Here is a 26,883-nt window from a genome sequence, read left to right as displayed (position 1 = left end):
TCTTTGAGATGCTTATTTTTCAGCATTTAGGTTTCCCCCCAGCCACGTGTTTCGTTGAATCACCCTTATTTTCGCCTGGTTTAATTGACTTTATACTACCCCGTCGTAAAAAACCTACACCTGTCAGGTGCCCCCGTGCCCGCCCTCTTAGTCATTAGTCATTAGTCATTAGTCATTAGTCATTAGGAAGAAGATAAGACGGCGGTTGAAACCGCCGAATCTCATTTAAGTAAAATTTAGCACATTATTCCTACGCAATAACACGCAAGTACAAAGCTGCTTAAAGATTAAGCGAAATAGCCAATGACAAAGCGGTGAGACTTGGATTAAGCTTGAACATATGTCGGGAGTTTTGTCGATCGCCCGCGCCCATCACCCCCATGACACACCCATTAAATTTCGTCAACAGTACAACTCCTGTAAAGTGGCGGCAAACCCTTTAAATTCAAATTTATTAAACTATGATTTTACTAACAGGCTATCAAATCACCGAAATAATTTACTCTGGTATCAATACTGTGATTTATCGGGGAATCTGGCAAAAACACAATTTGCCAGTCATCATCAAAACCCAGAAAAGCGAGTATCCAACTCTGGAAGAGATTACCCGCTTGAGACACGAGTATAATATCCGAAAAAATCTGAAAGACATCGAAGAAATTGTTAATTGCTACCGCACAGAAATCAATCACAATGGTGTAGCGCTAATATTAGAAGACTTGGGCGGATTAGCTTTATCGGATTTTTTAATTGCGACCAAACTCAACTTAAAACAATTCCTCGAAATAGCCGTTCGGCTAGCCAAAAGTTTGGCTAAAATTCATCAAAATCAAATAATACACAAAGATATTAAACCGCATAATATCATCATCAATCCAGAAACCTATCGGGTCAAAATTACTGACTTCAGCATCTCCTCGCGCTTGGTTAGAGAAAATGCAACGCCCACCTATCCGAATTTGCTAGAAGGTACGCTAGCTTATATTTCGCCGGAACAAACTGGTAGAATGAATCGGGCAATTGATTACCGCAGCGATTTTTATTCGTTGGGTGTCACTTTTTATGAGATGCTGACTGGTGAATTGCCATTTAGGGCGATCGACCCTTTAGAATTAGTTCACTGTCACATCGCTAAAATCCCCCCCACTCCCCGCAGTTTAAATCCAGAAATTCCCGAAGCAATTTCTGGAATAGTGATGAAGTTGTTGGCTAAGACGGCGGAAGACAGGTATCAAACTGCTGACGGGCTGAGATTTGACTTAGAAACTTGTCTGGCGCAAATCCAAGCGTCGGGCAATATATCTGATTTTACTGCCGGAAATGCCGATCGAGCCAGTCAACTCCTCATACCCCAAAAACTCTACGGTAGAGAAACTGAAGTCGCCGCTTTGTTGGCAGCATTTAACCGAGTTAGCGGTGTAGAACCCCCCCTTGGTAAGGGGGGGCTTTCGGAGAAACTTTCCGTTGGTAAAGCGGGGCTTTCAGGGCTTTCTCCCTTAGCAAGCGGGGCTGGGGGAGTCGAATTGCTCCTGGTTTCCGGTTATTCGGGGATTGGCAAAACTGCGATCGTCAATGAAGTACAGAAACCCATTGTACGGCAGCGCGGCTATTTTATTAGCGGCAAGTTCGACCAATTTAAACGCAATATTCCCTACGCTTCTTTAATTCAAGCATTTCAGTCATTAATTCGGCAGTTACTAACAGAAACTGACGCATCCATCCAAACTTGGCAACAGAAACTCCTAGCAGCTTTGGGAATTAACGGCAAAGTTGTGGCAGACGTGATTCCCGAAATCGAATTAATTCTCGGCAAACAACCGGAAGTAGCACAATTAGGACCAACAGAATCACAAAACAGATTTAATCGAGTGTTTAAACAATTCATCAGCGTGTTTACCGCCAAGGAACATCCCCTGGTGATTTTTTTAGACGATTTACAGTGGGCAGATTCCGCATCGCTGAAATTAATCGAACTGCTGATGACAGACTCAGAAACCAAATATTTACTAATAATAGGAGCCTATCGAGACAACGAAGTCAGTCCCAGCCATCCGCTGATTCTCACAATTGAAAACATCACCAAAGCCCAGCTAGCAACTCAACAAATTGTCAGCAACATCATTCTCGAACCCATACATTTAAGTCATGTTAAAGAATTAATAACTGATACTTTGAAGTGTCAAATTTCCAGAAGAATAGAGCTACTGGCAGAGCTAGTTTTTAACAAAACCCAAGGAAATCCCTTCTTTCTGACTCAGTTAATCAGAACTCTCTATCAAGAAGATTTGTTAGTCTACGACTTTCCATCGGGCGCGTGGCAGTGGGAGATCGAACACATCCAATCCATTGGAATTACTGACTGCAATGTGGTGGAGTTAGTCGCTAGAAATATTAGAAAATTGCCCGCAGCCGCGCAGTCAGCATTAAAATTAGCGGCCTGTATTGGCAACCAGTTTAATTTACAAGTGCTGGCAATTGTTAGCGAAAAATCTCAGACAGAAACAGCCTTAAACCTCTGGGATGCGCTTCAGGCAGGCTTGGTTTTGCCCCTGAGCAACGATTACAAAATTCCGCTGGTTTTTGAAGGACCAGAAACGGGGCTAGCTGGGCTGCAAGATGTGAAGGTTGATTATAAGTTTTTGCACGACAGAGTGCAGCAAGCAGCTTATTCTTTGATTCCCGATCAGGAAAAACAAGCAACCCACGTCAAAATCGGTCAACTGCTGCTCAACAATACTCCCCCCTCTGAGATTGAAGAAAATGTCTTTGATATTGTCAATCAATTAAATTTTGGGCTTGAATTTATTGTAGAAAAAGCCACCAAATATGAACTGGCAAAACTGAATCTAATTGCCGGAAAAAAAGCTAAAGCATCCAATGCTTACGAACCTGCTGTCAGATATCTCAATGTCGGTTTGGAACTGATCGATCCGCCTCAGTCTTCCATTAGCGCAGGAGAATCAAGTTGGCAGACGGATTATGATTTGACGCTGAACCTGCACGTAGAAGCAGCGGAGGCGGAATATCTCAATACTAACTTTGGGCGATCGCAAGAATTAGCCGATCGCGTTTTGCAACAAGCTTTTACCGTACTCGACAAAATTAAAGTCTACGAGCTGCAAATCCAGTCTTATTTGTCTCAAAACCAGATGGTTGAAGCCATCGATACTGGTTTAAAAGCTCTGGAAATATTGGGATTTACCTTGTCGCAAATCCCTCCCGAAGGCTTGACTGCAATTAAGTTACCTCAGCTTGAGCAACTAGAAAATGTTCCGATAATGACTGATGCCTATCAGTTGGCGGCAATGCGGATACTTTCGGCTGTTGTTTCTCCTGTTTTTGTGGCAAAACCAGAACTATTGCCGCAGGTTATCTTTACAATGGTCGATTTTTCGATTAAACGGGGTCATTCAGCAATTGGGGCGATCGCCTATATTTGGTATGGCTTGCTGCTGGCTGGCGCATTAGGAGAGATCGACGCTGGATATCATTCTGGACAGCTAGCTTTGAAGCTGTTAGAGCAATTCAATGCTAAACAATTTAAATGCAAAGTTTACCACTTGTTTAACACTTTTGTGCGCCACTGGAAAGAACACGCTAAAGAGACAATTGCCCCCTTAATAGAGAGCGTTCAAAGCGGCTTAGAAACTGGGGACTTAGAATTTAGTAGTTATGCTGCTCTCAACAGTTGTTCTTGCCCTTTTTTGATGGGAGAACAGCTAGAAATTGTCGAACACAAACAAGTGCAATACTTCACTTTAGTGCAAAATCTCAAACAAGAACTTTCGATGGAATTGCTGGGCATCTGGGGGCAAATTATTTTAAACTTGCGAGGTGTATCGGCAAACCGATCTCAACTAATAGGTGAAAAATTTGATGAAGCTGAGATTTTACCTCGGCTGCAACAAGCTAACAATTATATGTCACTTTTTAATGTTTATCTCGCTAAATTGATGTTAAGTTACTTATTTAAACATCCCGATAAAGCAGTTGCTGACGCATCTTTAGCGGCCGAATATGCACAAGCAGCAATTGGCTTCATGATGATTGGTACGCACAATTTTTACTATTCGCTGGCACTTCTCGCTGTGTGTCCAACTGCAAACAGTGCAGAACAAGCCAAACACTTGATGCAGGTAGCAACCAATCAGGAAAAAATGCAGAAGTGGGCTTTCCACGCACCGATGAATTATCAGCATAAATATGAGTTGGTGGAGGCCGAAAAGGCGCGGGTGTTGGGACAAAAAGACCGGGCGATGGATTATTACGATCGCGCAATTCAACATTCCCGCGAACAGGGATACATTCAGGAAGAAGCTTTGGCTAATGAATTAGCCGCCGAGTATTATCTATCTCTCGGTAGGGAGAAAGTTGCTAAGGTTTACATGACTGACGCTTACTACGGTTACATCCGTTGGGGTGCGAATGCCAAAGTTGCTGATTTGGAGGAACGCTATCCGCAGTTAATTTTACGGATGCCAGAAACTGATAGTTTAACAATTAGCAGCCAGACTGTGACTGCAACTTATGCAACCGTTACCGACAGTCACAAAGCTTTGGATTTCGCTACTGTGATGAAAGCATCTCTGGCTATCTCCGGGGAAATTGTGCTCGATGCTTTGCTGGACAAATTGATGCGGATTTTGCTGGAAAATGCGGGGGGCCAAACTGGGTGTCTGATTGCACCCAAAAATGGTGAATTTGTCATTGAAGCTGCGGGAGAGGTTGGCGGCGATGTGCGGGTGCTCTCGGGCTTGGATTGTGCGTATCCCCGATCGCTAATCAATTATGTCGATCGCACTCTCGAAGATATTGTCCTAAATGATGCCCGCAGCGAGGCAATTTTCAACACTGACCCCTACATCGCCGATCGCCAGCCCAAATCGGTGTTATGCGCGCCGATCGTCTATCAAGGCAAATTAACAGCCATCCTTTATTTAGAAAACAATTCGATCTGCGGCGCTTTTACTCCCGATCGATTGGAAGTATTGAAACTGCTTTCTTCCCAAGCTGCGATCGCCCTGGAAAATGCCCGCCTTTACAGTAACTTAGCAACTGCAAATCAACAACTAGAAGAATACAACTTTACCCTAGAAGCAAAAGTCAAAGAACGCACCCAAGAATTGGATCAAAAAAATGCGCTGCTTTCCGAAGAAATTCAAGAACGCCAAAAAGCCGAAGCCGCCGCCAGAGATGCCAGTCGCGCCAAAAGCGAATTTTTAGCTAACATGAGCCACGAATTGCGAACGCCCCTCAACGGCATTTTAGGTTACGCTCAAATCTTTAAGCGCGACAAACATTTATCCCCGCAACAACAGGATGGAATTGGCGTTATTCACCGCTGCGGCGAACACTTGCTCGCTTTGATAGAAGATATTTTAGACCTTTCTAAAATCGAAGCCAGAAAAATGGAAGTCGTGCCAACAGAATTTAATTTCCCAGATTTTATTCAAGGTATAGCTGCCATTTGTCGCATTCGGGCAGATCAAAAAAATATAGCTTTTAATTGCGACTATCTTTCGTCTATTCCCACTGCCATCTCGGCTGACGAAAAGAAGTTGCGACAAATTTTGATTAATTTAATTGGCAATGCTGTTAAGTTTACTGAAAGGGGTGGCGTTACTCTTAAGGTTTCAGCCTTTGATTGTGCAAGTAATGAAGCCCGGACTGAAGTCCTCACTACGAACCTGGGAAGGACTGAAGTCCTCACTACGAACGTGAAGATTCGGTTTCAAATTGAAGATACGGGAATTGGCATCGCTACCGATGAATTGCCAAAGATATTTGCACCTTTTGAACAAGTAGGTAATACTCCCCGCCACACCGAAGGAACAGGCTTGGGATTGGCGATTAGCCACCAATTAGTGGAGATTCTGGGCGGTAAATTGAAAGTAGAAAGCACTTTAGGCAGAGGTAGCACTTTCAGCTTTGAGTTGGACTTGCTAGCAGTTGACAGCCCCGACCAAAATCAAAACTATTCTCCAAAAGTTATTAACGGCTTCAAAGGTACTCAGAAAAAGATTTTGGTGGCGGACGATAGGTGGGAAAATCGCTCGGTTTTAATTCACCTGCTAGAACCCTTGGGTTTTGAAATATTAGAGGCGACAAACGGTGAAGATTGTGTTAAAAAAGTTCTGGAATTTCAACCTGATTGTATCTTGATTGATTTGGTGATGCCAGTGATGGACGGATTTGAAGCGATGCGGCAAATCCGCAAGTTGCCCCACTTGCAAAATTTGGTGGCGATCGGCACTTCTGCTAGCATTATGGAAGCGGAAAAGCAGGAAAGTTTAGCAGTAGGATGCAATGCTTTTCTCCCCAAGCCGATCCGGGCTGAGGAACTTTTAAATTGCTTGCAAGTTTATTTGGGGTTAGAATGGATTTGTGACCAATCGCAAAACGGCAATCCGGAATCTGAAGTTTCCCACAACCAATCTCAAATTCAGCATCAAGAAATCATCGCTCCTCGGCCTGAAGAAATTGCTGTACTGTATGATTTAGCGATGATGGGTGACTTAGGAGGTATTCAAAAACAAGTAGAAAACTTGCCAAAAATCGATATTAAATATGCCTCTTTTGCCAGCCATCTGAATCAATTAGTTAAAAATTTTGACGAGGCCAAGATTTTAGAATTTGTAGAACAATACAGGAATCAGTGAAAACATGAGCATCTTACCTGGGGAAGAAAGCGTTATCTTGATCGTCGATGATAACCCAAATAATTTGGCAGTGCTGTTTGATTTTTTGACGGAATCGGGGTTTAAGGTGTTGGTGGCGCGGACGGGAGAGAGCGCTATCAAAAAAGCTGAATACTCGCTGCCGGATTTAATCTTGCTGGACGTGCTGATGCCGGGAATTGACGGGTTTGAAACTTGCCGGCGTTTGAAGGCTGGGGATTTGACTGAGGAGATTCCGGTGATTTTTATGACGGCGCTGAATGAAACGGAAGATAAGGTGAAAGGATTGAGTTTGGGGGCTGTTGATTACGTTACTAAGCCGATTCAAAATGCGGAAGTTTTAGCTCGCGCTAAAGTGCACTTGAACGTCCGCAAGTTGAGTCAAAAACTTCAGCAGCAAAATCTCCAGATGGAACAGGAAATTGTCGATCGCAAACAAGCTCAAATGAATCTGGAACAACTGACTGCTGAGTTGGAAAAACGGGTAGAGTCGCGCACTGCGGAACTTTCTCAAGCCAACCAGCGGCTAGAACAAGAGGTGAACCAGAGGCAGCAAATACAGGACAATTTGCAGAAGTCTCTGCACGACCTCCAGCAGGCTCAATCGCTGTTAATTCAGAGCGAAAAAATGTCTGCTTTGGGGCAAATGGTGGCTGGAATTGCTCACGAAATTAACAATCCGGTGAATTTTATCTGTGGCAATCTCAATTACGTTCGCGATTATACTGAAGATATTCTCAAGGTGCTGGAACTTTACCAGCAGCACTATCCCGATCCCGCACCGGAAATAGCATCAACAGCAGAAGCGGTGGATCTAGAATTCATCCAGGAAGATTTGATGAAAATGCTAAATTCGATGCAGGTAGGGGGCGATCGCATTCGCGAGATAATTCTATCTTTGCGGTATTTTTCGCGACAAGAAGGGCGGGAAATGGAGCGGATCGATATTCATGAAGCTATGGACAGCACGCTGATGATTTTGCACAACCGGCTGAAATTTAAGGCGAACCGTCCCGCGATTGAAGTGATTAAAGAGTATGACTGCAATTTGAAAAATGTAGAGTGCTGCGGCGGGGAGATCAATCAGGTATTTATGAATATTTTAGCTAATGCGATCGATGCGATCGAAGAATCCAGCAGTCAACAAAATTTCGACGAAATTCAAAGTAATCCCTACCAGATTCGGATTTATACGAAACTCAGCAACTCCAACACGGCAATTATTAAAATTTATGACAGCGGACCGGGAATGAGCAATGATTTGTGCGATCGTATTTTTGACCCGTTTTTTACGACAAAGCCGATCGGCAAAGGTACGGGAATCGGCTTGTCAATAAGCTGGCACATTGTCACAGAAAAGCACGGTGGCAGTTTGCAGTGTTGTTCGACACCGGGCCAAGGAACAGAATTTGCGATCGAGCTTCCAATCCGACAAAAAGTGCGAAAAATGGCGACCTCCGGTGTCACAATTGGAAGCCGCTAATCAATCCCAGACTAGACTTCCTGCATTCAGACTCCGCTCAATTACCATCACAAAAACCGTTCGTAGTGCGGACGGTCGTCCGCACTACGAACCTTCAGAATATCTACGTTAAAAGAGCGTTGCATCGGCATTCAATCTGTGGTTTACCTATTAATCAAATATTTAGGCAATTCCTCGCCTAATGTCACAACAAATAAACCTATAAATCCGGCAGTTCCTGACTATCTTCAGCAGAACTAGGGTCTAACTCCCACCGATTTGCATCTCGATTTTCAAGCATATCTGTTGTGTGCAAAATAGCTCCGTCCGCCATTTCAATGCCCGCCGCAGCTCCAAGTTCGTCAACCATATCTTGGTCGGGAGTTGGAGCGCTTCCCCCCACCAATTCCTCGCCAGTGGCTTTTTCTGCTTCCGCAACAGCATCGCCATCCCCGCCGTTGATTTGGGAACTGGTTGAACCGTATTCCGAACTGTTGTCGTCCAGGGTTGTGATATATTCTTGGCTCAATTCCGATTGAGTGATAACGCCGGTGCCGTAAGATTCAGTAATTCGTTGAGGCAAATCGCTGGAATTATCCCGCTCTTCTGTGGCTTTTTTCGATGGTTTATTTTGCTGTGTCACGATACTTGCTCCTGATTTCTTTGAGTTTATTCAACACTTCGCAATTTTGCTATTAGCTTTATCTTAAATTTTTGTTAATGACCAAATTCTGTAATTAATTTTGATCATAACTGCTATTTAAGCTTTAAGCTTCTATCCCAAGAAATATCTTGATTTGGCTCGGCTATAGCGGTTCTCAAGCGTGGTGAGGTATGCCCGATGCCCTGTTTGCCCAGCAGCACCTCATCTTTCTGAAAAATGCTATATTTGATTGGGAATACAAAAAGCATCGCCCCTTTGAAATGGGCGATGCTTGCTCAAAAGAGCGTTAATTCTATTCAGGAAAATCAGGAATTACCCATTTGGGAGGTTCCGTCCGTTTCCTTTTTACCGCTTCCTCTGCCATTTCCAGCATTTTGTCGAGAGAAGTATTTTCAATAAAGTTTGACGTTGCAGCCGCATATTCTCGCTTCGGGCACTTGTCGCCCAAAACGCAGCCGTTGACGCAAGCTACAGCACAATCGACAGTGTTCTCCACCATAACTTTTTTCCTTTCACGGTTCCAACAACATAGCAGGCAGATGCTCTGGGTGAATTTGTCAAGAGACTGCCCTTTATGTTTATTTTACGTTACAAAGAGTCGAAGTATGCCGATCGCCCCGGCAAAACTGTTATAAAATCAAAGCAACCTACCGAATTTGCCGATCGTGAGTAATTTTCTGCGCCGCTTAAAACTTTTACCCTGGCGAGAAATGCTGCAAATCGCCGCCCTCGTCAACTCAATCGTGATTGGAGTGGAGCTATTTTTAGCCTGGGGTTTCACGCAATCGCGGGTAATCCGCAACGTCGTGACGCTTCTCTACGGCTCCCCCCTGGGGATATTGATACCTTTCGCCGCCGCAGTGGGAATGGGAGCTTTAGCAGTGTACTTTTTGGAGCATTGGCACCAGCAATTTTTGCTCAACAGAACTAATTTGTGGGTTTTAGTTTTATGCGTGCTCTTCGGTTTGGTATTAAAGTCATTTCTGCCCATACCTCCTGTGTTAGCAAGTTTATCGGAAGCCGCACTAATCGGAATTACGGTGGGAGTTTTTTGGAAAGGCCGGCCTTATTGGCGATAGTCATTAGTCATTAGTCAGTTGTCAGTAGTCAGTAGTCAGTTGTTAGTTGTTAGTTGTTATTGTAGGGTGCGTATTTTTTGGGTTTAGTACAAAAAGCTATGGTTTTCTCTGATGACGCACCCTACTAATGAGATTAAAGAAACCGGGTTTTTTACCGATATTGCTCGTTACCAGGCTGTGCCTGCTAATGCAGGTGCGGAGGCTCTGCCTCCTTATTATCTCGCAACTTACAGGAAAGAAAACTGTAGGAGGTGCTTAAGTTATTAAGTTTTCGCTCCTTAATTCCTTCTTCTTTCTTCCCTCTTCCTTCTTCCCTCTTCCTTCTTCCTTCTAATTACGGCAACCAAAAATCTGGAAGAAAAGTTTTAGTCAAACTGCGAGCAAACTGATTAATTTGTCTCCCAACTTGAATGTGCGGTTCATCAGCCTCGACAGGAATAACTGCCGCTTTGCTGCCAATTCCAAAACGCGAAACTACCAGATTTGCCGCCTCCAAACCAGTCACATAAGCTTTTTCCTGCGACCAAGAACCGTGACGGGTAACAACCCAATCGCCACTCATAAATACATTATCATAACTTGTGACCGCAGGCAACAAATACTGATAACTTCCCGGTGCAAAATGAGTCACCGCGCGCGACAAGCGAATTGCGCTGCTGTCAATTACTTTTGCTTCCCGAAAAGCCGGAATACAAGTTGCTAAATCCCGCTGCACTAAAGCAACAATTTCCTCATCTTTTAGGGGAATCAATTGATTGGCGTGATAAAAATCAGCTTCCACAACTGTTCCCGGTTCGGAGCGGAATTCGTCGTGCAAAGCATTCAAATCAAAAAATGTCCAACCCGTAGTTGAACTAAATCCAAAACAGGCATTTGAAGGCAGCGGAATGTCAATTTTTCTGTCAAACCAGAGGCGAACAGCTAACACGTCAACAGCGCCCAAATTCATCACGTCCCGAAATTCTTGGCGGCTTTGCAAAGCTGTGCTGCTGCTGATAATTTTTTGCATCCCAGTAACGCCAACTGCAAAAATAACTGCATCTGCCTCGAAGATTTCATTGCCGCAAACTACGCCAGTAGGTCGGTTGTTGCTGTCAACTATTAAATCAGTAACTCGTTGATTTGTCAATACTTTAGCGCCGATTTTTTCTAGGCGTTCCACCCAGGGGCGAAAGATTTTTTCTCCGACAGTGCCGCGACACCAAACTACATCAAAATCTGGTTGGTGTGCTAGAATGAAATAATAAAGCATTCCTAAAGCTGCTGCTGCCGAACATTGTTCTCCGGGTGCAAATAAACCTACTAATAACATCGGCTCGAAGGCATCGCGGTACAGCCTCGCAGATACGCCAAACTGTTTGAACAATTCGCGGGCTGTGACGCGATCGTACCTGCGCCAAGCTGCGTCGGAATTGTCGAAATCTAGGACGGCGTAGAGTAAAGGTAAGGCTGAAAGCCGATCGACTAATGGCAGTCTTTTAAATCGGGTGTAAAGAAAGGTTCCTAACGGTGTGGGAAGGAGCGGTTCGTTCTGAAATATCGGCGATTCTACTTCCAATCCGGCGGGGGAATACTGACAAGAACGAGTCCAAGGCGTAAACGGATCGAGTCCTAATTCCTTGACTAATGAAAAGATATTTTTGTAGGGATACCAGAAGCCGTGAATGCCTGCTTCTACTGAACGCCCCCCTGCCGTTTTCCACCCCGCGACTAAGCCTCCCGGCTGAGGGCCTGCTTCTAACAAAGTTACGTCGTAGCCTTGCTGGGCGAGGTGATAGGTAGCGCCTAAACCGGCCCATCCTGCACCAACGACGACTATTTTGGGGGCTGGCGATTCTGCTGACATTTCGTACCTCTTCATTTTTGATTAATCATGACATAATTTATAAATAAAGGTGAAATGTGTGATAAATTAGCTAAAATCTATTGTAGTTTTTTTGACGGTGGAAATGTTATCTTTAAACGTTAAGGTTGGTTTTTGCCAGAATTGAAATGAGACTGAAATACATAAATCGAACTGGTTGTCAATATGCAATTAATTAATTATTTGACTGCTGTTTTTGGGGTAATTTGGCAGAACAGCATTTTTCACTGGGCGGCGCTAATTTTGCTGTGCGTGGCTGTTTGGGGCGAGTACACTTCTGTGAAGCAGTATCAGCGCTATCTGGGCGCGAAAAGCCGATCGACTTCTGATGCGATCGACTATTTGAGCTCGAAGTTAGACAGCGGTACATCAGGGGCGATCGAACTGCGCCAGCAAGAAACAGCAGCAAATACTTGGAAACTGCTGCTAGACTGGTTTAGCGAGCACTTGGCGGGGGAAATAACCGCCGATGGCGAGGCTTACAGGGCGCAGGTAAAATCCGGGCGGTTTGTCTTATTTCAGTATCCGGCAATTTTAGGGCGATCGGCACCCCGGAGTCAGTGGCGGTTTGTACCGAGTACCTTAGTCGCGCTGGGGGTTTTAGGTACATTTTACGGCATTCAAACCGGCTTGCAAGATGTTAACTTGGGTTCGCTGCAAGATACCAAAGAACTGCTACCATCGATCGGCACGTTGCTGGAAGGAATGAAAACCGCATTTTCGACTTCTTTGATGGGTTTGGGCTCTTCTAGCATATTTACGCTTGTCTTGGCTTGGGGCGATCGCGCGCGCATTGCTAATCAATCCAAATTGCGGAACAAATTAGATAAAATCGCCAAATTACAAACGCCTGAACAAGTATTTTCCCGCGCCAATTCTAGTGGCGATGTTGAAAGTGCGATCGTCCTTGCAACAGACACAATGAGAACCGGGTTTGCTCAAATCGTCGAGGCGCAAAGCAATGTGAACTCCCAGGCGATCGGACAGCAAATCGGCTTAGCAATGACCCCAGTTTTTCAAGACATCCGTCAAGAGTTATCCCTACTCAAACAAATTAAAGCCGACCAAGGAGAAGAGATATTAAACAATCTACTTTCTGGACTCCGCACCGAAGTAATCGAACCCGTAGTCGGGCGATTAGATCAAAGCGCCCAGTTAACTCAATCAGCATCCGAAGCTGTCAGAGAACTCAAGAACGAATTGGGCGGAATATCTGCTAGTTTAGCACAATCTATCCTGACAATTCAAACTTTCCAGCAAGATACATTAGTGCAGTTGCAGGAATTTGCCAACAACTTGCAGCAGATTTTAGGACAGTTTCAAACCGACACCCACAGCGTTTTGCAGGAAATGGCCACCGAAATACGCTCCGGAGTTGGAGAAAGCATTGAAGGGATGAAAGCGCAAAGAACAGCCTTTCAAGAAAGCGCCCAAGAAGCCGCCAACACCTTTAAAGGAATCCAAGATAACTTGCAAGCATCTCTCCACACTCAAGCCGAACAAGAAAAGGAAATGCTAGAAGGAGTTGAAGCCAGAATGACAAATATTTTAAATGCCACCCACTCCGCTTTTCAAACTCAGTCAGATACCCTCAAAGTAGTAGGTGACGAAGCTTCGGGACTGATGGATAAAGCGCGAGAAAATCTGGTTGGTAGCTTGCAAAATGTTGACTCCATGCTGCAAAACACCCGCGTCACAGTCCAGGAAGAATTAGACAACTTCCGGGTAACGTATCAAGCGTCTCTCCAGCAATTTTTTACCCAACAAAACAATTTATTAGAAGGAACATTAGGCAAGCAGCAAAAAGGTTTAGCCCAGGTTGTACTCGGTTTGCAGAAAGTTTTTCAGGAAGAATCAGAGAAACGCAAAGTGATGTCGCAGCAAGTTGACCAAAGTATGAGCCAAATTTTGACAACAGCCGCAGAAGTCAGTCAGTTTGCTAATTCTGTGGGCTTGAATTCCAGCCAGCGTTTGGCACAGTTGCAGGAATTAGCGAAGATAACCGGACAAGAAGTGCTGCGGGTAGAAAGCGTTTATGAAAAAATGGCAAATCAGTTCAATGTAGAAGGGGAAAAGTTGCAAACTACCTATACAAATTTGGTGAATCAATTAAATGCAGCTTTGCAAGCGGAACAAGAACAAGTGCGGCGGGTAGAAAGTGCGTATCAAAATATGACAAATCAGTTCGATCGCGCTTTAGAGTTGGGCAACAATCAATTAGTTGGATATTTGGAAAAAACTACGTCATCGCAGCACAAGTTTTTTGAAGAAGCGGACACTTCGATGGCAAAAGTGTGCAGTGGGTTGCAAGAAAGTTCCGACGGTTTAATGCAGGTTGCTCATTATTTGGTAGCTGCCGCTGATAATTTAGGAACGAAGAAATAAGGCTCAATAAACTCGCTCCACATTGTTTAAAGTTGGCAATTAAGCATCTTTCACCATCCACACGAACCAGCTCAAAATATTCTCGACAGGAGACAGCGGATAGTCGGTTAGGTCGATCGTGACTATTTGTCCCTCCAACTTCAAAAACCGCCATTGCGTCCCGCTAGTAACGCAACCGTAGGCAGCCCCTAGCGGTTGCTCTTTTGCCTGATTAAATTGCCTTACAGCCAGCATTTCTGCAATGCACTGTCCCAGCCCAGATTTCAAGTCAGATTTTTTGGCCTCAACCACAACAATTGCTGGAGCTTCCACCGTTAGTTGTTCGGGAGAACGGCTAATCAGGAAATCACAAACTCCGTTTAGTCCAACACTTGGATCGACATTAAATTCTTCGCCAGAAAACACGCTGACTTGACGGTTGAGGGTGCGCCGCACTTCCAGCAAGACGGGATTAATAATGACTTCAGAGCGAGCTTTTTCGGTGTCTACAGCGATCGCCCAAGGTACATCTTCTAAAATCGCTAAAAGCTTGGAACTCGCAGCGATCGGCTCAACAGAGTCAGGGAAAAATCGGCTTCCCTCAACTATTGTCAGGTGAAAATCTCGCTTCACCTTGTCGATGCTAAACTGACTGTACGGCATAATATTTTGTTGTTGTTTTTATGCGAGAGCGTAATGTAAAATGGCAGGATACATCAAAGACTACACAGCAATAATTATATGTCAGAAATGACGGTCAAAAATCACAACTAACAACAGCAATGAGAGATTTATCAGATTTAGATAACGCACCGGAAATAGAAGAAGAGGAAGACTCTAGCGTCTTGCTGTCGATCGGCGATTTAATGTCTGGCTTGCTGATGTTGTTCGCCCTCCTGTTCATCACCGTGCAAATTCAACTCAGCGAAAAGGTGAAAATGCTGGATGAAAAAATACTTCAGGTGGAAAAACTGCGCCAGGAATTGCAGCAATATCAAAACGCATTTAAAGGACTGCCGCAGATTATTCTCAATGCTTTAGAAGGGAAAGTTGGAAACAAAGATATTTTTACAGTCGATCCCGGAACCGGAGATGTCAGCATTCGCGATCGCATTTTGTTTGACAATAATAGTTCCGTCCTCAAATTAGAAGGAAAAAACTTTTTGCAAGCCTTCATTCCTGTTTACAGCCAAGTGCTTTTTGCTAACAAACAGTTTGAAAAACAAATTGCTCGCGTTGTCATCGAAGGACATACCAGTTCCGCAGGTTCCGAACAAAAAAATCTGGAACTGAGTTTACGCAGGGCTTTAGCTGTTTCTAATTATATGTTTTCCGATGAGGTAAATTTTCCTAAAAAAGCCGAATTGCAGCAGAAAATATTAGTTTCCGGGCGGGGAGAATTAGATGCGAATCCGACTCAAAATGCAGCGGGCGATCGCAAAGTCGTTTTTCGCTTCCAATTCCGTCGCGAAAACTTGAATATTGACTTAAACCGCCAATTACCATCGCCCGAAGGCAAAAAATGAAAATTCGCGATCGCAATTTACCGCTGAAACCGCTACCGCACAACCCTCATTTGCCTCCGCAGACCGAGAAATCAAGAAAGTATTTAAGCCTGATTTGATATAAAATGTGTTGGATCATTATTAGCCAGAACACGCGCGGGTAGCCACAAACCCTTATGAAATCGATCCTTCCCAATCGCCAATCAAAAATTGAAAATCGAAAATTGTATAGCCTGTTACTGCTATTATTTCCCGCCACTGCATGGCTGATCGTTTTCTTCATTTTACCGGTGCTAATTGTACTTTTGTACAGTTTCCTAGAACGCGGTACTTACGGCGGCGTTACTTGGATATTTACTCTCAGCAACTACCAGCGTTTGTTCAGCGGACTTTTTTTAGGAGTAATTGGTCGATCGCTCTTTTTAGCTTTTTTAACAACCGCAGCTTGTCTTTTAGTTGGCTATCCCCTAGCATTTTTCATCGCCACCCGCCCTCCCCGCTGGCGAAATGCCCTGCTTTTGCTGGTAATTATTCCATTTTGGACTAACTTTTTGGTGAGAACCTACGCCTGGATAATTTTACTGCGTAGCGAAGGAGTAGTTAACACAGCCCTGCAAAGCCTGCAAATTATTAGCGAACCGTTAAACTTGCTTTTTACCCCTTTCGCTGTGGCGATCGGTCTGATTTACGGCTATTTACCTTTCATGGTTCTACCATTATATTCTAGCATAGAACGCTTCAACTTTTCATTAGTAGAAGCCGCTCAAGATTTAGGAGCAAATGACATTATAACTTTCTGGCGCGTATTTTTGCCATTGACAACTCGCGGAATTGTTGCAGGCTCTATTTTAGTTTTTGTTCCAACAGTTGGCGCTTTTATTACTCCAGATATATTGGGAGGGTCTAAGACAGTTATGGTGGGAAATTTGATTCAAAATCAGTTTATGAAAGCCCGAGACTGGCCTTTTGGTTCCGCGCTTTCTGTGCTGTTGACGGCGATAGTATTGATTCCGGTTTTGATTTATTTCCGCGTATCTGATGAAACTTAAAGATGTAAACTCAGATTTACAGTTAGGTGAGGGCGGGTTTATGAGATTATTGATTTTAGGCGATTATTGTTGGCAGTTGGCAGTTGGCAGTTGGCAACTAACAACTAACAACTAACAACTAACAACTAACAACTGCCAACTGACTAATGACTAAAACAAAACTAGATTTGCTCGTGCGGGCGACTGGGAAAAAGTGGCTTTTGGTACAAGCTGCACTAGCATTTGCCTTTCTTTACTTACCAATTCTCATCTTAATTATTTACTCCTTCAACGCCTCCAGATTCAATGCAGTCTGGCGCGGTTTTACCCTCGACTGGTACCGCAGCTTGTTCAGCAATGCAGGTGCGACGATTGCTAGCAGCAGCGCCGGAATTTTTCCCGCACTCAACAACAGCTTGCTGATTGCAGCTATTTCCACTGCGTTAGCGACAATTTTCGGTACAATGCTGGCGCTAGCACTAGAACGCTTTCATTTTCCGGGACGCAAAGCAGTAGAAGCTTTACTATTTTTGCCGATTATTATGCCCGAAATTACGATCGGCATTTCGCTGCTAGTTTTCTTTACCCTAGCATTTCGGATCGTAGAAAATCTCACCGGAATTCGCCTCAATCTCGGCTTACCTACAGTAATTATCGGTCATGTTGCCTTTAATATTTCATTTGTGACAATTACCGTCAGAGCACGTTTGTCAGAACTCGATCCTCAATTAGAACAAGCAGCTTTTGACTTGGGCGCTAACGAATGGCGGACTTTTTGGCGGATCACTTTTCCTCTGATTTCGCCCGCTATTTTCAGCGGCGCACTACTGGCTTTTACTTTGTCTCTAGATGATTTTGTCGTGACATTCTTCACCACCGGCGTCGGTTCGATGACTCTGCCACTATTTGTTTACGGGATGATAAAATTTGCAGTAACGCCAGCGATTAATGCCATCTCAACTTTGATGTTGTTCGCTTCCTTGTTGCTGGTTGTATCATCATTAAAAACCAAAAATACTTAAATAATTGCTTTTTGTGTCATAATTATTGTTCGTTATAACTAACCCAACCTATGAAACGCCTGCTGACATTCCTACTTTTGTTTGCGATCGGTGCAACCGTAGCTTTCGGCTGTAGCCCCACAGGTGGCAACCAACAGCAAGTGCTGAACATTTACAATTATGCAAGTTATATCGCCCCAGAAGCGATCGCCCAATTTGAAAAAGAGAACAATGTTAAAATTCAATATGACACTTTCGAGAACAGCGACGCACTCTACGCCAAACTAAAACAGGGAAATCCCGGTTACGACTTAATATTTCCCGCCGATTACATGGTGAAAATTATGGTGAAAGAAAACATAATTGAGCCTCTAAATTTCCAGAACATTCCCAACAAAATCAACCTCGATGCTAAGTTTACCAATCAATCTTTCGATCCACAAAACAAGTATTCTCTGCCCTACCAGTGGGGAACAATGGGACTTGGCTACAACGTGAAAGCAACCAAAGGCGATATCAACAGTTGGGCGGCGATGTTCGATCCGAAATATACCGGAAAAGTCGCATGGCAAGATGATGCCAGATACACTTTTGCAGGAGTTTTAATGTATTTAGGATTTGACCCAAATACCACAAATCCCGAAGAAATTAACAAAGCCCGCGATTTGCTGATCAAAAATAAAAATATTATTGCCGCTTTTGTCCCAGACACGGGTCAAACTCTGCTAGATCAAGGAGAAGTAAATCTGACAATGGAATGGAGCGGCGATATTTTTCAGGTGATGCAAGAGAACCCAAATCTCCGCTACGCTATTCCGAAAGAAGGAACAATAGTCTTTTCTGACAATATGGCAATTCCCAAAGGTGCAGCCAACAAAGAGTTAGCAGAGAAATTTATCAACTTCACTTTGCAGCCAGAAATAGGTGCAAAAATTTCTAACTTTATCCACTTCGGAACGCCGAACAAAGCAGCAATAGACAAAGGTTTAATCGACCCGAAAGATTTGAATAATCCCCAAATTTACCCGCCCGCTGAGGTGTTTGCTAAAATGAAATTCTTGCAGGATGTCGGGAAAGCAACCGCATTGTACGATCGAGCTTGGACGGAAGTTAAAGCAGGATCGGGAAAGTAAAGAAAACAGGTGGCGGCTGGGGCGGGTTTACTTAAATTTTTAGCTTGTATTCGAGTTGCACCCTTCTCAAGAACAGGCTGTCCGGCCTGTTCCACAAAGAATAAATTTATTGTGGAACGAACAGGCTGTCCGGCCTGTTCCACAATAAATTTATTGTGGAACGGGCCGGAGATCCCGTTCATAAAAGCCTTATTGAAAATGGTGAAATATCTCTGTTTAACCGGGTTCTCTCTCAGATTTTTATTGCTCATAGCTCATACATACTAACACAATGCACGCAGTTGAACTTGTAAACATTTCCAAAATATTTAAAAGTGTCCGCAGTCAAGATTTCTTAGCTGTAGACAACATTAACCTGCAAATTTACGATCGCGAATTCTTTTCTTTACTCGGCCCTTCAGGCTGTGGCAAAACTACAACTTTGCGAACGATCGCAGGTTTTGAAACTCCCACAGCAGGCGAAATTTACATTCACGGCCAACCGATGCAAAATCGCCCCCCATTTCACCGCCCAGTGAATACCGTATTTCAAAATTATGCTTTATTTCCGCACATGACTGTAGCACAAAATGCTGCATTTGGGTTGGAAATGGAGAATTTGCCTCCGCAAACAATTCGCGATCGCGTGGCGGCAGCCTTAGCATTAGTACAGCTAACAGATGTAGAAAAACGCTATCCCCGGCAACTGTCAGGAGGCCAGCAGCAGCGAGTAGCCCTGGCGAGGGCGTTGGTCAAAGAGCCTTCTGTTTTGTTGTTGGATGAACCCCTAGGAGCGCTGGATTTAAAATTGCGAAAAGAGATGCAACTAGAATTAAAAACAATGCAGCGAAAATTGGGAATTACGTTTATTTATGTAACTCACGACCAAGAAGAAGCGCTCACAATGTCGGACAGAATTGCAGTGATGGAGGGAGGAAAGCTACAACAAGTCGGCACGCCTGTTGATATTTATGAATATCCAAAAACGCGGTTTGTTGCTGATTTTATTGGTGAGAGCAATTTTTTGACCGGGCGAGTAGTAGAAAAGCAACAAGGTCAAGTAATTGTGTTAGTTGACCAGCATTTGGCCGTGTTAGTTACGACAGCAGAAAATTTGCCCGCTGGGAAAAATGTTACCCTGGTGTTGCGGCCGGAAAAAGCTGCTATTTATCCGGCTAATTATGATGCTGAAAATACCTGGCCAGGAACAGTAGAAGAGGCGATTTATATTGGCACTGATACGCGCTATAGGGTGCGCCTGACCGCTAAAAGCTCGATCGCCCTTCGCCGACAAAACTTGCACCGAGATGACTTGCAGCGGCACAAAGTCGGGGATAGCGTTCGAGTTGCCGTGCCGCCGGAAAGTATCTGCATTCTTTGAAACGTCCTGCTTAATTAAATCTCCTTTATTGCGGTGATGGCAAAGGAGTTTCCCCTTCCGGCGCGGGAATTTCCGCAGGAGTTGATTCAGGCGAAGGCGCGGGAATTTCCGCAGGAGTTGATTCAGGCGACGCGGGAATTTCCGCACCCGGTGCGGGACTCTCAGTACCGGGTGCGGGACTTTCAGTACCGGGCGAGGGACTCTCCGCAGGGCTCGGGGCGGAAGTTTCCGGCGGTGGCGGAAGTGGTTCGGGCTCTGGCTGAGGGCTTTGGAGGCTGCGTACCCACAAACCTAAACCTGCAAAGGCTAACATCAGCCCCAACAGCCCCAGCAGCGGCAACCAACGTTTGGACTGCTGTTTTTGAACTCGTTCCGGGGCGGGGGAAGTTTCGGGGTACAGTAACTGTTTGGACGATTCTGAAAGCTGAGATTCCGGTATCCTCCCCGTCTTTTGGAGAGATGCTGACCCTTCTGACATCGGCAGGGACACCGACTGGAGGGACACTGGCGCTGTTGACGCTGTTGACGTTGGCGATGGAGGAAACAGTACCAATCTCTCCGGCGACATCCGACAGTAAGTCGCCACGACAGAGGTGTTATCGTAACCGTTTTTCTCGTTGGCGAGGCTAATCCAAGACTCAACAGCAGATTCCAAAGAAATTTTGCCCTCTAACACCGGAGGGCCGTAATTTTCCCAAGATTGCTCTACCCAGTCGTTGTCGGCCAAACCGTCGGAACACAGCAGCAGCAAGCCTTCCTCTTCGACAATAAATCGCTGAATCGTCGGGCGCAGGAAATCGCCGTCCCGCGTGCCCAAAGCTTGAGTCAGGGCTCCTGCATCCGATCGCAGTTGAGTCTCCCAGTATAAACTGTGTCCTAGCTTGACTTCCCTTGACGCTACGTCATCGTCCACAGTCAGCCGCTGACAGTAATTTTTGCCAATCCAATAAGCGCGGCTGTCTCCAACATTGACTAAATAAAGTTCGTGACTGTTATTCGACGGTACATCCTCGGAAATTTTGATTTTTTGAGGCAACTGGAGGGCCATCACCAAAGTCGTCCCCATCCGCTGCCGCAACTCTTTTCCCTGCTCGTTATTTTGAGCAGAAATCACATTATTTACAACTCTCACTATTTCTTCGAGTTGTTTAATTACCATTGCTGGCGTCATCAACTCTGCTTGTTGAGCGGTTTCAGCCAGCAAGTTTTGGACTAAAGATTTGAGGGAATGCACGGCTAATTGGCTGGCAACTTCTCCTCCTTCGTGGCCTCCCACCCCATCGCAAACCACTGTCAAGTAAGGAATTAGTTGGTCGCCGCCTGAAGTTTTGCTAAATTGTAAATCCGCAGCAGTCGGATAGCAACTGTCTTCATTTTTGGCGCGCTGCGGCCCGGTATCAGTCATGCCGACCACTTCTAAATGCAGAGGCAATAAAGCCGCTTCTTCTAATAGTAAATCGTTAAGTTCTAGGGCGATCGCGTCAAAATTCATGCTGCTGCGACGCATAAACTGACAAATCTCTCCGAGTTTCGACTGCACCTCGGGCGCTGCCGATTCCACCAAACCCGACCACACATCTCCCAAATCCCGCAGAGTCGGCACAAAATTGCCCTGGTGCAGTTCCAGCAGGCGTACCCGCCAACCTTCCACCCGCAAATTTTCCGGCACCAGCAAACTCGCAGCCACTCCTTGTTCCGAAAGTGGCGTCCACAGTTGGAGCATTTGCCACAGCCAGTAAACTTGGCGGGCGGCAGTTGTCCCAGACCAAGCTTGTAAAATAGAAGGATTTAGGCTACCGAAATTATTGACCGGCACATTTTCCAACAGCAGTACCTCTGTGGCTTCGGCTGCTTCCCCCACGGAACAAAAACCGTAGACTTCGGGCGTATGCAGCCGTTGGGGATACAAATGCAGGTAAGGCATGATGCTGTCGGGCAGTTGTTCGGGGACGCTTGGAGGCACAGATGGACGGCTGTCTAGCCAGAGTTGGGGTGCAATCACAAAATATCGATCGGCTATTACCTTACCCGCCGACACTTCCTCGGCTGCTTTGCCCACCGCCCGCAAATACCGATAAATTAAATTGGTTTCGCAAGCTGCACAGTGCTGGCGGCCAAAGGTATTCCCTGGTTCGGGACAGCTCAGATTCGGGCAATAAATGGGTTCTGAGAAACTACTGATCATATCGAAATAGCTAGTGTAAAAACATTCTGAAGATATTATGATTCCCCAGCCCAACTTCACGAGCTTGAGAATAAACTGATTTTAGCCCCTATCAATTTTTTAACTGCCTTTAGACCAGAGAAATTGTAGTTGCTGCCGGTGGAGAGCGGCTAAAATTGTCATCAAAGTTACTAAAACTCAGACTTCGATCGCGATCCCAGCTTCAACCCGATACTGCGGCGCGTCAAATCGCCAACAGGGCCAGCAAGCCGCAAACCCTTGCAGACTATGTTGTTGGCAATTCGTAAATCTCAAATTTCCAATCTAAGATATAAATATTATCACTATTCCTTTTTACGATCTTGACTCCCACACTCTTTTGGCTGCTAGCTGGGACTTTGCTCTGTTTGACAGAGCTATTTCTCCCGACTGCTTTTGTCGCTTTTATGATGGGGCTGAGCGCCTTCGCGGTAGCTGGATGCTCTCTAGTTTTACCTTACGTTAGTTTACAAATCTTTTTGTGGATGGTATTTTCGACAGTTTTTGTGCTGGTGTCTTGGCGCTTGATACCAAAAGGCAAGGTAAGGGCGATCGCAGATTCTCAGGAAGCAAAAACTTTAACAGAAATTCCCCCCGGCGAAACGGGACGGGTGATTTATGAGGGCAATTCTTGGCAAGCTCGCTGCGAAGATACCAGCGCCACCATCCCTCCCAACCAAAACGTAATTGTCGTAGGACAAAAAGGCACTACTCTGATAGTTTTGCCAGAAAAATTATTGCATTCTTAAACAAAATGCGTAATTAGTCAGTAGTCAGTAGTCAGTAGTCAGTAGTCAGCAGTCATTAGTCAGTTGGTAGGGGCGGTGCCTGTGAGTGCCCGCCCTCTTAGTAGTCAGCAGTCAGCAGTCAACAGTCATCAGTCAACAGTAATCATTAGTCATTAGTAAACAGTCAACAGCCAACACTCAACAGCCAACACTCAACAGTCAACAGTCAACAGCCAACACTCAACAGCCAACAGCCAACACTCAACAGCCAACAGTCAACACTTAACAGTCAACATTTAGCATTGATAGGAGTCAACCGTGGAACAATATTTTTTACTCGTGTTTTTAGCACTAGGCGGTTCAGCCCTCGCCGGTTCCGTCAAGATTATCAATCAGGGAAATCAAGCATTGGTAGAGAATTTAGGTAAATATAATGGCAGGAAACTCGAACCTGGTTTGAATTTTGTGATGCCGTTTTTCGATCGCGTAGTTTACGAGCAAACAATTCGGGAAAAAGTCTTAGATGTTCCCCCGCAAGCTTGTATCACCCGCGACAACGTTTCGATCACGGTTGATGCTGTGGTTTACTGGCGAATTGTAGACTTGGACAAAGCTTGTTACAAAGTGGAAAATCTCCAGTCAGCAATGGTAAATATGGTGCTGACTCAAATTCGCGCGGAAATGGGTCAACTGGATCTCGAACAAACTTTTACGGCTCGTTCTCAAATTAATGAAATCTTGCTCAAAGATTTAGATCTTGTTACCGATCCTTGGGGAGTGAAAGTAACGCGGGTAGAATTGCGGGATATTATCCCTTCTAAAACTGTACAGGAATCGATGGAATTGCAGATGGCAGCCGATCGGCGCAAGCGGGCGGCCATTTTGACATCCGAGGGCGAACGCGAGTCAGCAGTTAACAGCGCCAAAGGTAAGGCCGAAGCGCAGGTTTTGGATGCCGAAGCGCGCCAAAAAGCGACTATTTTGGAGGCGGAAGCTCAACAAAAGGCGATCGTCCTGAAAGCTCAAGCAGAACGCCAAAGTCAGGTTTTGAAAGCTCAAGCTACTTCTGAGGCTTTGCAAATTATCGGCAAAACCCTGCAAAACGACCCCAAAGCGCGGGAAGCTTTACAGTTTTTGTTAGCTCAAAACTATCTGGACATGGGCTTGAAAATTGGCAGCAGCGACAGCAGCAAGGTGATGTTTATGGACCCGCGCAGCATTCCCGCTACGATGGAAGGATTGCGATCGATCGTTGGGGAAGCAAGTAATAATGAGGTGAACAAATAGAAATAAATTGCGATTTCAATCGCTCCTGCATAGAAAGAAAGGGCGATTGAAATCGCTTCTGCACCAATACAAACGGCGATTGAAAGAGACTGTTGGCGAATGTCTGAGGGGTCTTACCCCTCACATCTAGAACCGAGTAGTTGCGTTCGCTATTGGTAGTTAACAGCTATATAGTCAATTAGACCTTTAGTCCAGAAACACGATTTGGGGGGGGTGAGGGGTAAAACCCATTGTTGATTGACCAACAGTCTCTTTCAATCGCCGAGTAACAAACAACAAATAACAAATAACAAACAACAAGCAACAAATAACAAACAACAAATAACAAACAACAAACAACAAACAACAAGCAACAAATAACAAACAACAAATAACAAACAACAAACAACAAACAACAACTAACAAATAACAACTAACAAATAACAACTAACAAATAACAACTAACAAATAACAACTAACAACTAACAAATAACTTCCCTAAGATTGTTGAGCAAGAGTACACCGATCGCACAATCCGAAAAACTCCAAAGTGTGATAATAAATCTTGAAAGAATGAGATTGTTGCAATTGGGTTTCTAAGTGATGGACGGGACATTCGTCGATCGGAATAGACGCGCCGCATTCGAGACAAGTGAGGTGATGTTGGTCCTGGTGGGCGGCACCGTAGAGAGATTCGCCGCTAGCGAGGGTTCTGACGTGAACGAACCCCTCTCGCTTTAAACTGTCGAGGGAGCGGTAAACTGTTGCTAAGCCCATGCTTTGGTCGCTGTTTCGCAGTTCTAGATAGATATCTTGCGCTGAGAGCGATCGATTTAAGGTCTTGAGCAAGTCTAAAATACGCTCCTGACTGCGGGTGCGGTTGGTTCTCATAATTTTTTTGTGTAATTTGCTGGAGTCAAATCTATCGCTGTTTCTAGGCTAGCTTAATTAGGGGCGCGAAAGGGCGATCGGCTTCCCGCCTAGTTGTAGAATAAGGTGGCCGTAACTTCGCATCACCTACACATTGCTGTGACTCAAAAATATTTTGCCCAAATCTATGTTACCCTCCGCCCTTCGGTTTTAGACCCAGCGGGCACTGCCGTACAGTCTGGTTTGCAACACATGGGATACGACAATGTTGAGCGCGTGCGAATCGGGAAGTATGTTGAAGTGACTCTGACTGCTGCGGGAGAGTCGGAGGCGCGCGAACAACTCGATCGCATTTGCGACCAACTTTTGGCAAATCCAGTGATTGAAAATTATCGCGTTGAGTTGACTGAAGTTCCTGTTGCTGTCGAGACAGCGGGGGTATAGGAATGAAATTTGGAGTTATTGTTTTTCCCGGTTCAAATTGCGATCGCGATGTGGTGTGGGTGACTCAAGGGTTGCTGCACCAACCAACGCGCATGATTTGGCACGAAGATACCGATATTTCGGATATTGACATCATTGTAATTCCCGGCGGTTTCAGTTACGGAGATTATTTGCGGTGCGGCGCGATCGCCCGGTTTTCTCCGGCGATGCGAGCTACTGCAGAACACGCGAACAAAGGCAAACTTGTACTCGGCATCTGCAACGGTTTTCAGGTACTGACTGAAGCGGGTTTGCTCCCCGGTGCTCTGGTACGGAATGCGGGATTAAATTTTATTTGCGATCGCACTTCCTTGAAAGTCGAACGCAGTAATACTCCTTGGACTTCCGCTTATACTTCTGGTGAAATCATCGATTTGCCGATCGCCCACGGTGAAGGCAACTATTATGCTGATGCGGATACTTTAGCAGAACTAGAAGATAGCGATCGAGTGTTATTTAGGTACTGCACAGAGGCGGGCAAAATTAACGACGCTGGGAATCCCAACGGTTCGTTAAATAATATTGCTGGTATTTGCAATCCGGCAGGAAATGTGTTAGGAATGATGCCTCATCCTGAGAGAGCATCCGATCCGATGTTAGGCGAAACTGATGGAATAAAATTGTTTCAAGGGTTGTTGATGGCGACAGTTGCTGCAACTTTATAGTAACTATTTCCCAGTTCGTAGTGAGGATTATAGTGTTGCTTGATTCCTCAATAAACAAACGACTTCATTCCTAAAAGTTAGGCTCGTAGTGAGGACTTCAGTCCTGCTCAATTTCTCCATGCAGAAAGAACTTAAGTCTTTACTACGAACCTTTGAAATAGAGGATTGGTAAACTGTCGCGACAATAGCGGCTTTTGGCTTTGTAAACTCTGCCGGGGCATTCGGCGCAGAGTGCACAAGGCGAAAAGCTTCATCAGCTTTTAACGGATTTCGATTTGATTGAGGCGAAGTTAGAATCGTTGGAGGTGCAGCCGCGCCTCTGGTGAACTTTTGGTAATAAGTTAATCTGGCGTTGCTGATTTACGGTATGAGAAATAAGGCGTGCGATCGCCCAAAAATAACACTTCAAAAAACGCAGAGGTTATTCAATGTCCTGAATGTCAGTCAACTCATGTTAATAAAAATGGTCATAAAAAACGTAAACAGAATTATATTTTTGTCGGTTGTGGCAGACAATTTATAGATTACTAC

Annotated in this window: 19 protein-coding genes and 1 pseudogene; 14 read left to right on the top strand and 6 right to left on the bottom strand. The window is 44.9% G+C overall.

The features are described 5' to 3' along the window. Window positions 1–461 precede the first annotated feature (461 nt). Together IQ270_RS15275 and IQ270_RS15270 are read left to right on the top strand one after the other, a co-directional pair. Entirely contained in the window at window positions 462–6,659 is a 6,198-nt protein-coding gene (locus tag IQ270_RS15275) for a hybrid sensor histidine kinase/response regulator (protein WP_193974025.1), read from the top strand. A gap of 4 nt (window positions 6,660–6,663) precedes the next feature. Further along, window positions 6,664–8,160 carry a response regulator gene (locus tag IQ270_RS15270; RefSeq protein ID WP_193974024.1) on the top strand — a complete coding sequence of 499 codons (1,497 nt, stop codon included), beginning with the start codon at window positions 6,664–6,666 and terminating at the stop codon, window positions 8,158–8,160. A gap of 199 nt (window positions 8,161–8,359) precedes the next feature. Here the strand turns inward: IQ270_RS15270 and IQ270_RS15265 are convergent, their stop codons facing one another. Together IQ270_RS15265 and IQ270_RS15260 are read right to left on the bottom strand one after the other, a co-directional pair. Further along, window positions 8,360–8,782: a DUF6335 family protein gene (locus tag IQ270_RS15265; protein ID WP_193974023.1), complete on the bottom strand. Its 423-nt coding sequence runs from the start codon at window positions 8,780–8,782 to the stop codon at window positions 8,360–8,362. A gap of 313 nt (window positions 8,783–9,095) precedes the next feature. After that, window positions 9,096–9,302, bottom strand: coding sequence for a hypothetical protein (locus tag IQ270_RS15260; RefSeq protein WP_193974022.1), 207 nt, complete (start codon window positions 9,300–9,302; stop codon window positions 9,096–9,098). Between the two features lie 166 nt (window positions 9,303–9,468). Here IQ270_RS15260 and IQ270_RS15255 point away from each other — a divergent pair, with 166 nt between their 5' ends. Further along, window positions 9,469–9,882: a peptide chain release factor 1 gene (locus IQ270_RS15255; RefSeq protein WP_193974021.1), complete on the top strand. Its 414-nt coding sequence runs from the start codon at window positions 9,469–9,471 to the stop codon at window positions 9,880–9,882. Window positions 9,883–10,216: 334 nt separating this feature from the next. Here the strand turns inward: IQ270_RS15255 and IQ270_RS15250 are convergent, their stop codons facing one another. Beyond that, a complete protein-coding gene (locus IQ270_RS15250) occupies window positions 10,217–11,743 on the bottom strand; it encodes an FAD-dependent oxidoreductase (RefSeq protein ID WP_339384180.1) in 1,527 nt (508 codons plus the stop codon). 168 nt (window positions 11,744–11,911) lie between these two features. On the opposite strand from IQ270_RS15250, the gene IQ270_RS15245 reads away from it, so the two are divergent. Further along, on the top strand, window positions 11,912–14,131 hold the full coding sequence (locus IQ270_RS15245) for a hypothetical protein (protein ID WP_193974020.1): 2,220 nt from the start codon (window positions 11,912–11,914) through the stop codon (window positions 14,129–14,131). Window positions 14,132–14,170: 39 nt separating this feature from the next. Here IQ270_RS15245 and IQ270_RS15240 read toward each other — a convergent pair whose 3' ends face one another. Next, window positions 14,171–14,773 carry a hypothetical protein gene (locus tag IQ270_RS15240; RefSeq protein WP_193974019.1) on the bottom strand — a complete coding sequence of 201 codons (603 nt, stop codon included), beginning with the start codon at window positions 14,771–14,773 and terminating at the stop codon, window positions 14,171–14,173. A gap of 119 nt (window positions 14,774–14,892) precedes the next feature. Here IQ270_RS15240 and IQ270_RS15235 point away from each other — a divergent pair, with 119 nt between their 5' ends. The 5 genes from IQ270_RS15235 (at window position 14,893) to IQ270_RS15215 (ending at window position 20,137) form a co-directional block, all read left to right on the top strand. Further along, entirely contained in the window at window positions 14,893–15,636 is a 744-nt protein-coding gene (locus IQ270_RS15235; RefSeq protein ID WP_193974018.1) for an OmpA family protein, read from the top strand. Window positions 15,637–15,791: 155 nt separating this feature from the next. Beyond that, a complete protein-coding gene (locus IQ270_RS15230) occupies window positions 15,792–16,664 on the top strand; it encodes an ABC transporter permease (RefSeq protein ID WP_228056393.1) in 873 nt (290 codons plus the stop codon). A gap of 146 nt (window positions 16,665–16,810) precedes the next feature. Further along, window positions 16,811–17,665, top strand: a complete 855-nt coding sequence (locus IQ270_RS15225) for an ABC transporter permease (protein ID WP_193974017.1) — start codon at window positions 16,811–16,813, stop codon at window positions 17,663–17,665. A gap of 50 nt (window positions 17,666–17,715) precedes the next feature. Further along, entirely contained in the window at window positions 17,716–18,777 is a 1,062-nt protein-coding gene (locus IQ270_RS15220; protein ID WP_193974016.1) for a PotD/PotF family extracellular solute-binding protein, read from the top strand. Window positions 18,778–19,048: 271 nt separating this feature from the next. Beyond that, complete coding sequence (locus tag IQ270_RS15215) at window positions 19,049–20,137, top strand: ABC transporter ATP-binding protein (protein ID WP_193974015.1); 1,089 nt, start codon at window positions 19,049–19,051, stop codon at window positions 20,135–20,137. A 25-nt stretch (window positions 20,138–20,162) separates the two neighbouring features. Here IQ270_RS15215 and IQ270_RS15210 read toward each other — a convergent pair whose 3' ends face one another. After that, entirely contained in the window at window positions 20,163–22,322 is a 2,160-nt protein-coding gene (locus tag IQ270_RS15210) for a protein phosphatase 2C domain-containing protein (protein WP_193974014.1), read from the bottom strand. A 341-nt stretch (window positions 22,323–22,663) separates the two neighbouring features. Here IQ270_RS15210 and IQ270_RS15205 point away from each other — a divergent pair, with 341 nt between their 5' ends. Together IQ270_RS15205 and IQ270_RS15200 are read left to right on the top strand one after the other, a co-directional pair. Beyond that, entirely contained in the window at window positions 22,664–23,089 is a 426-nt protein-coding gene (locus IQ270_RS15205) for an NfeD family protein (RefSeq protein WP_228056392.1), read from the top strand. 297 nt (window positions 23,090–23,386) lie between these two features. Next, window positions 23,387–24,355 (top strand): SPFH domain-containing protein, encoded by a 969-nt coding sequence (locus IQ270_RS15200; RefSeq protein WP_193974013.1) that lies wholly within the window; start codon window positions 23,387–23,389, stop codon window positions 24,353–24,355. A 477-nt stretch (window positions 24,356–24,832) separates the two neighbouring features. Here the strand turns inward: IQ270_RS15200 and IQ270_RS15195 are convergent, their stop codons facing one another. Continuing rightward, the gene (locus IQ270_RS15195; protein ID WP_193974012.1) at window positions 24,833–25,225 is read right to left on the bottom strand and encodes a Fur family transcriptional regulator; all 393 of its coding nucleotides are present in this window, start codon (window positions 25,223–25,225) and stop codon (window positions 24,833–24,835) included. A 138-nt stretch (window positions 25,226–25,363) separates the two neighbouring features. Between IQ270_RS15195 and purS the strand changes: the two genes are divergently transcribed. The 3 genes and pseudogenes from purS to IQ270_RS15180 form a co-directional block, all read left to right on the top strand. Further along, the gene (gene purS, locus IQ270_RS15190; RefSeq protein ID WP_193974011.1) at window positions 25,364–25,648 is read left to right on the top strand and encodes a phosphoribosylformylglycinamidine synthase subunit PurS; all 285 of its coding nucleotides are present in this window, start codon (window positions 25,364–25,366) and stop codon (window positions 25,646–25,648) included. Between the two features lie 2 nt (window positions 25,649–25,650). After that, entirely contained in the window at window positions 25,651–26,352 is a 702-nt protein-coding gene (gene purQ, locus IQ270_RS15185; protein ID WP_193974010.1) for a phosphoribosylformylglycinamidine synthase subunit PurQ, read from the top strand. Window positions 26,353–26,775: 423 nt separating this feature from the next. Continuing rightward, window positions 26,776–26,883, top strand: a pseudogene (locus IQ270_RS15180) (IS1 family transposase); the annotation flags it as partial.

Source organism: Microcoleus sp. LEGE 07076 (genome assembly GCF_015207455.1).
Lineage (GTDB): Bacteria > Cyanobacteriota > Cyanobacteriia > Cyanobacteriales > Microcoleaceae > Microcoleus.
The sequence above is the reverse complement of the archived record's forward strand: the minus strand, read 5'-3'. Positions and strand labels throughout refer to the sequence as shown.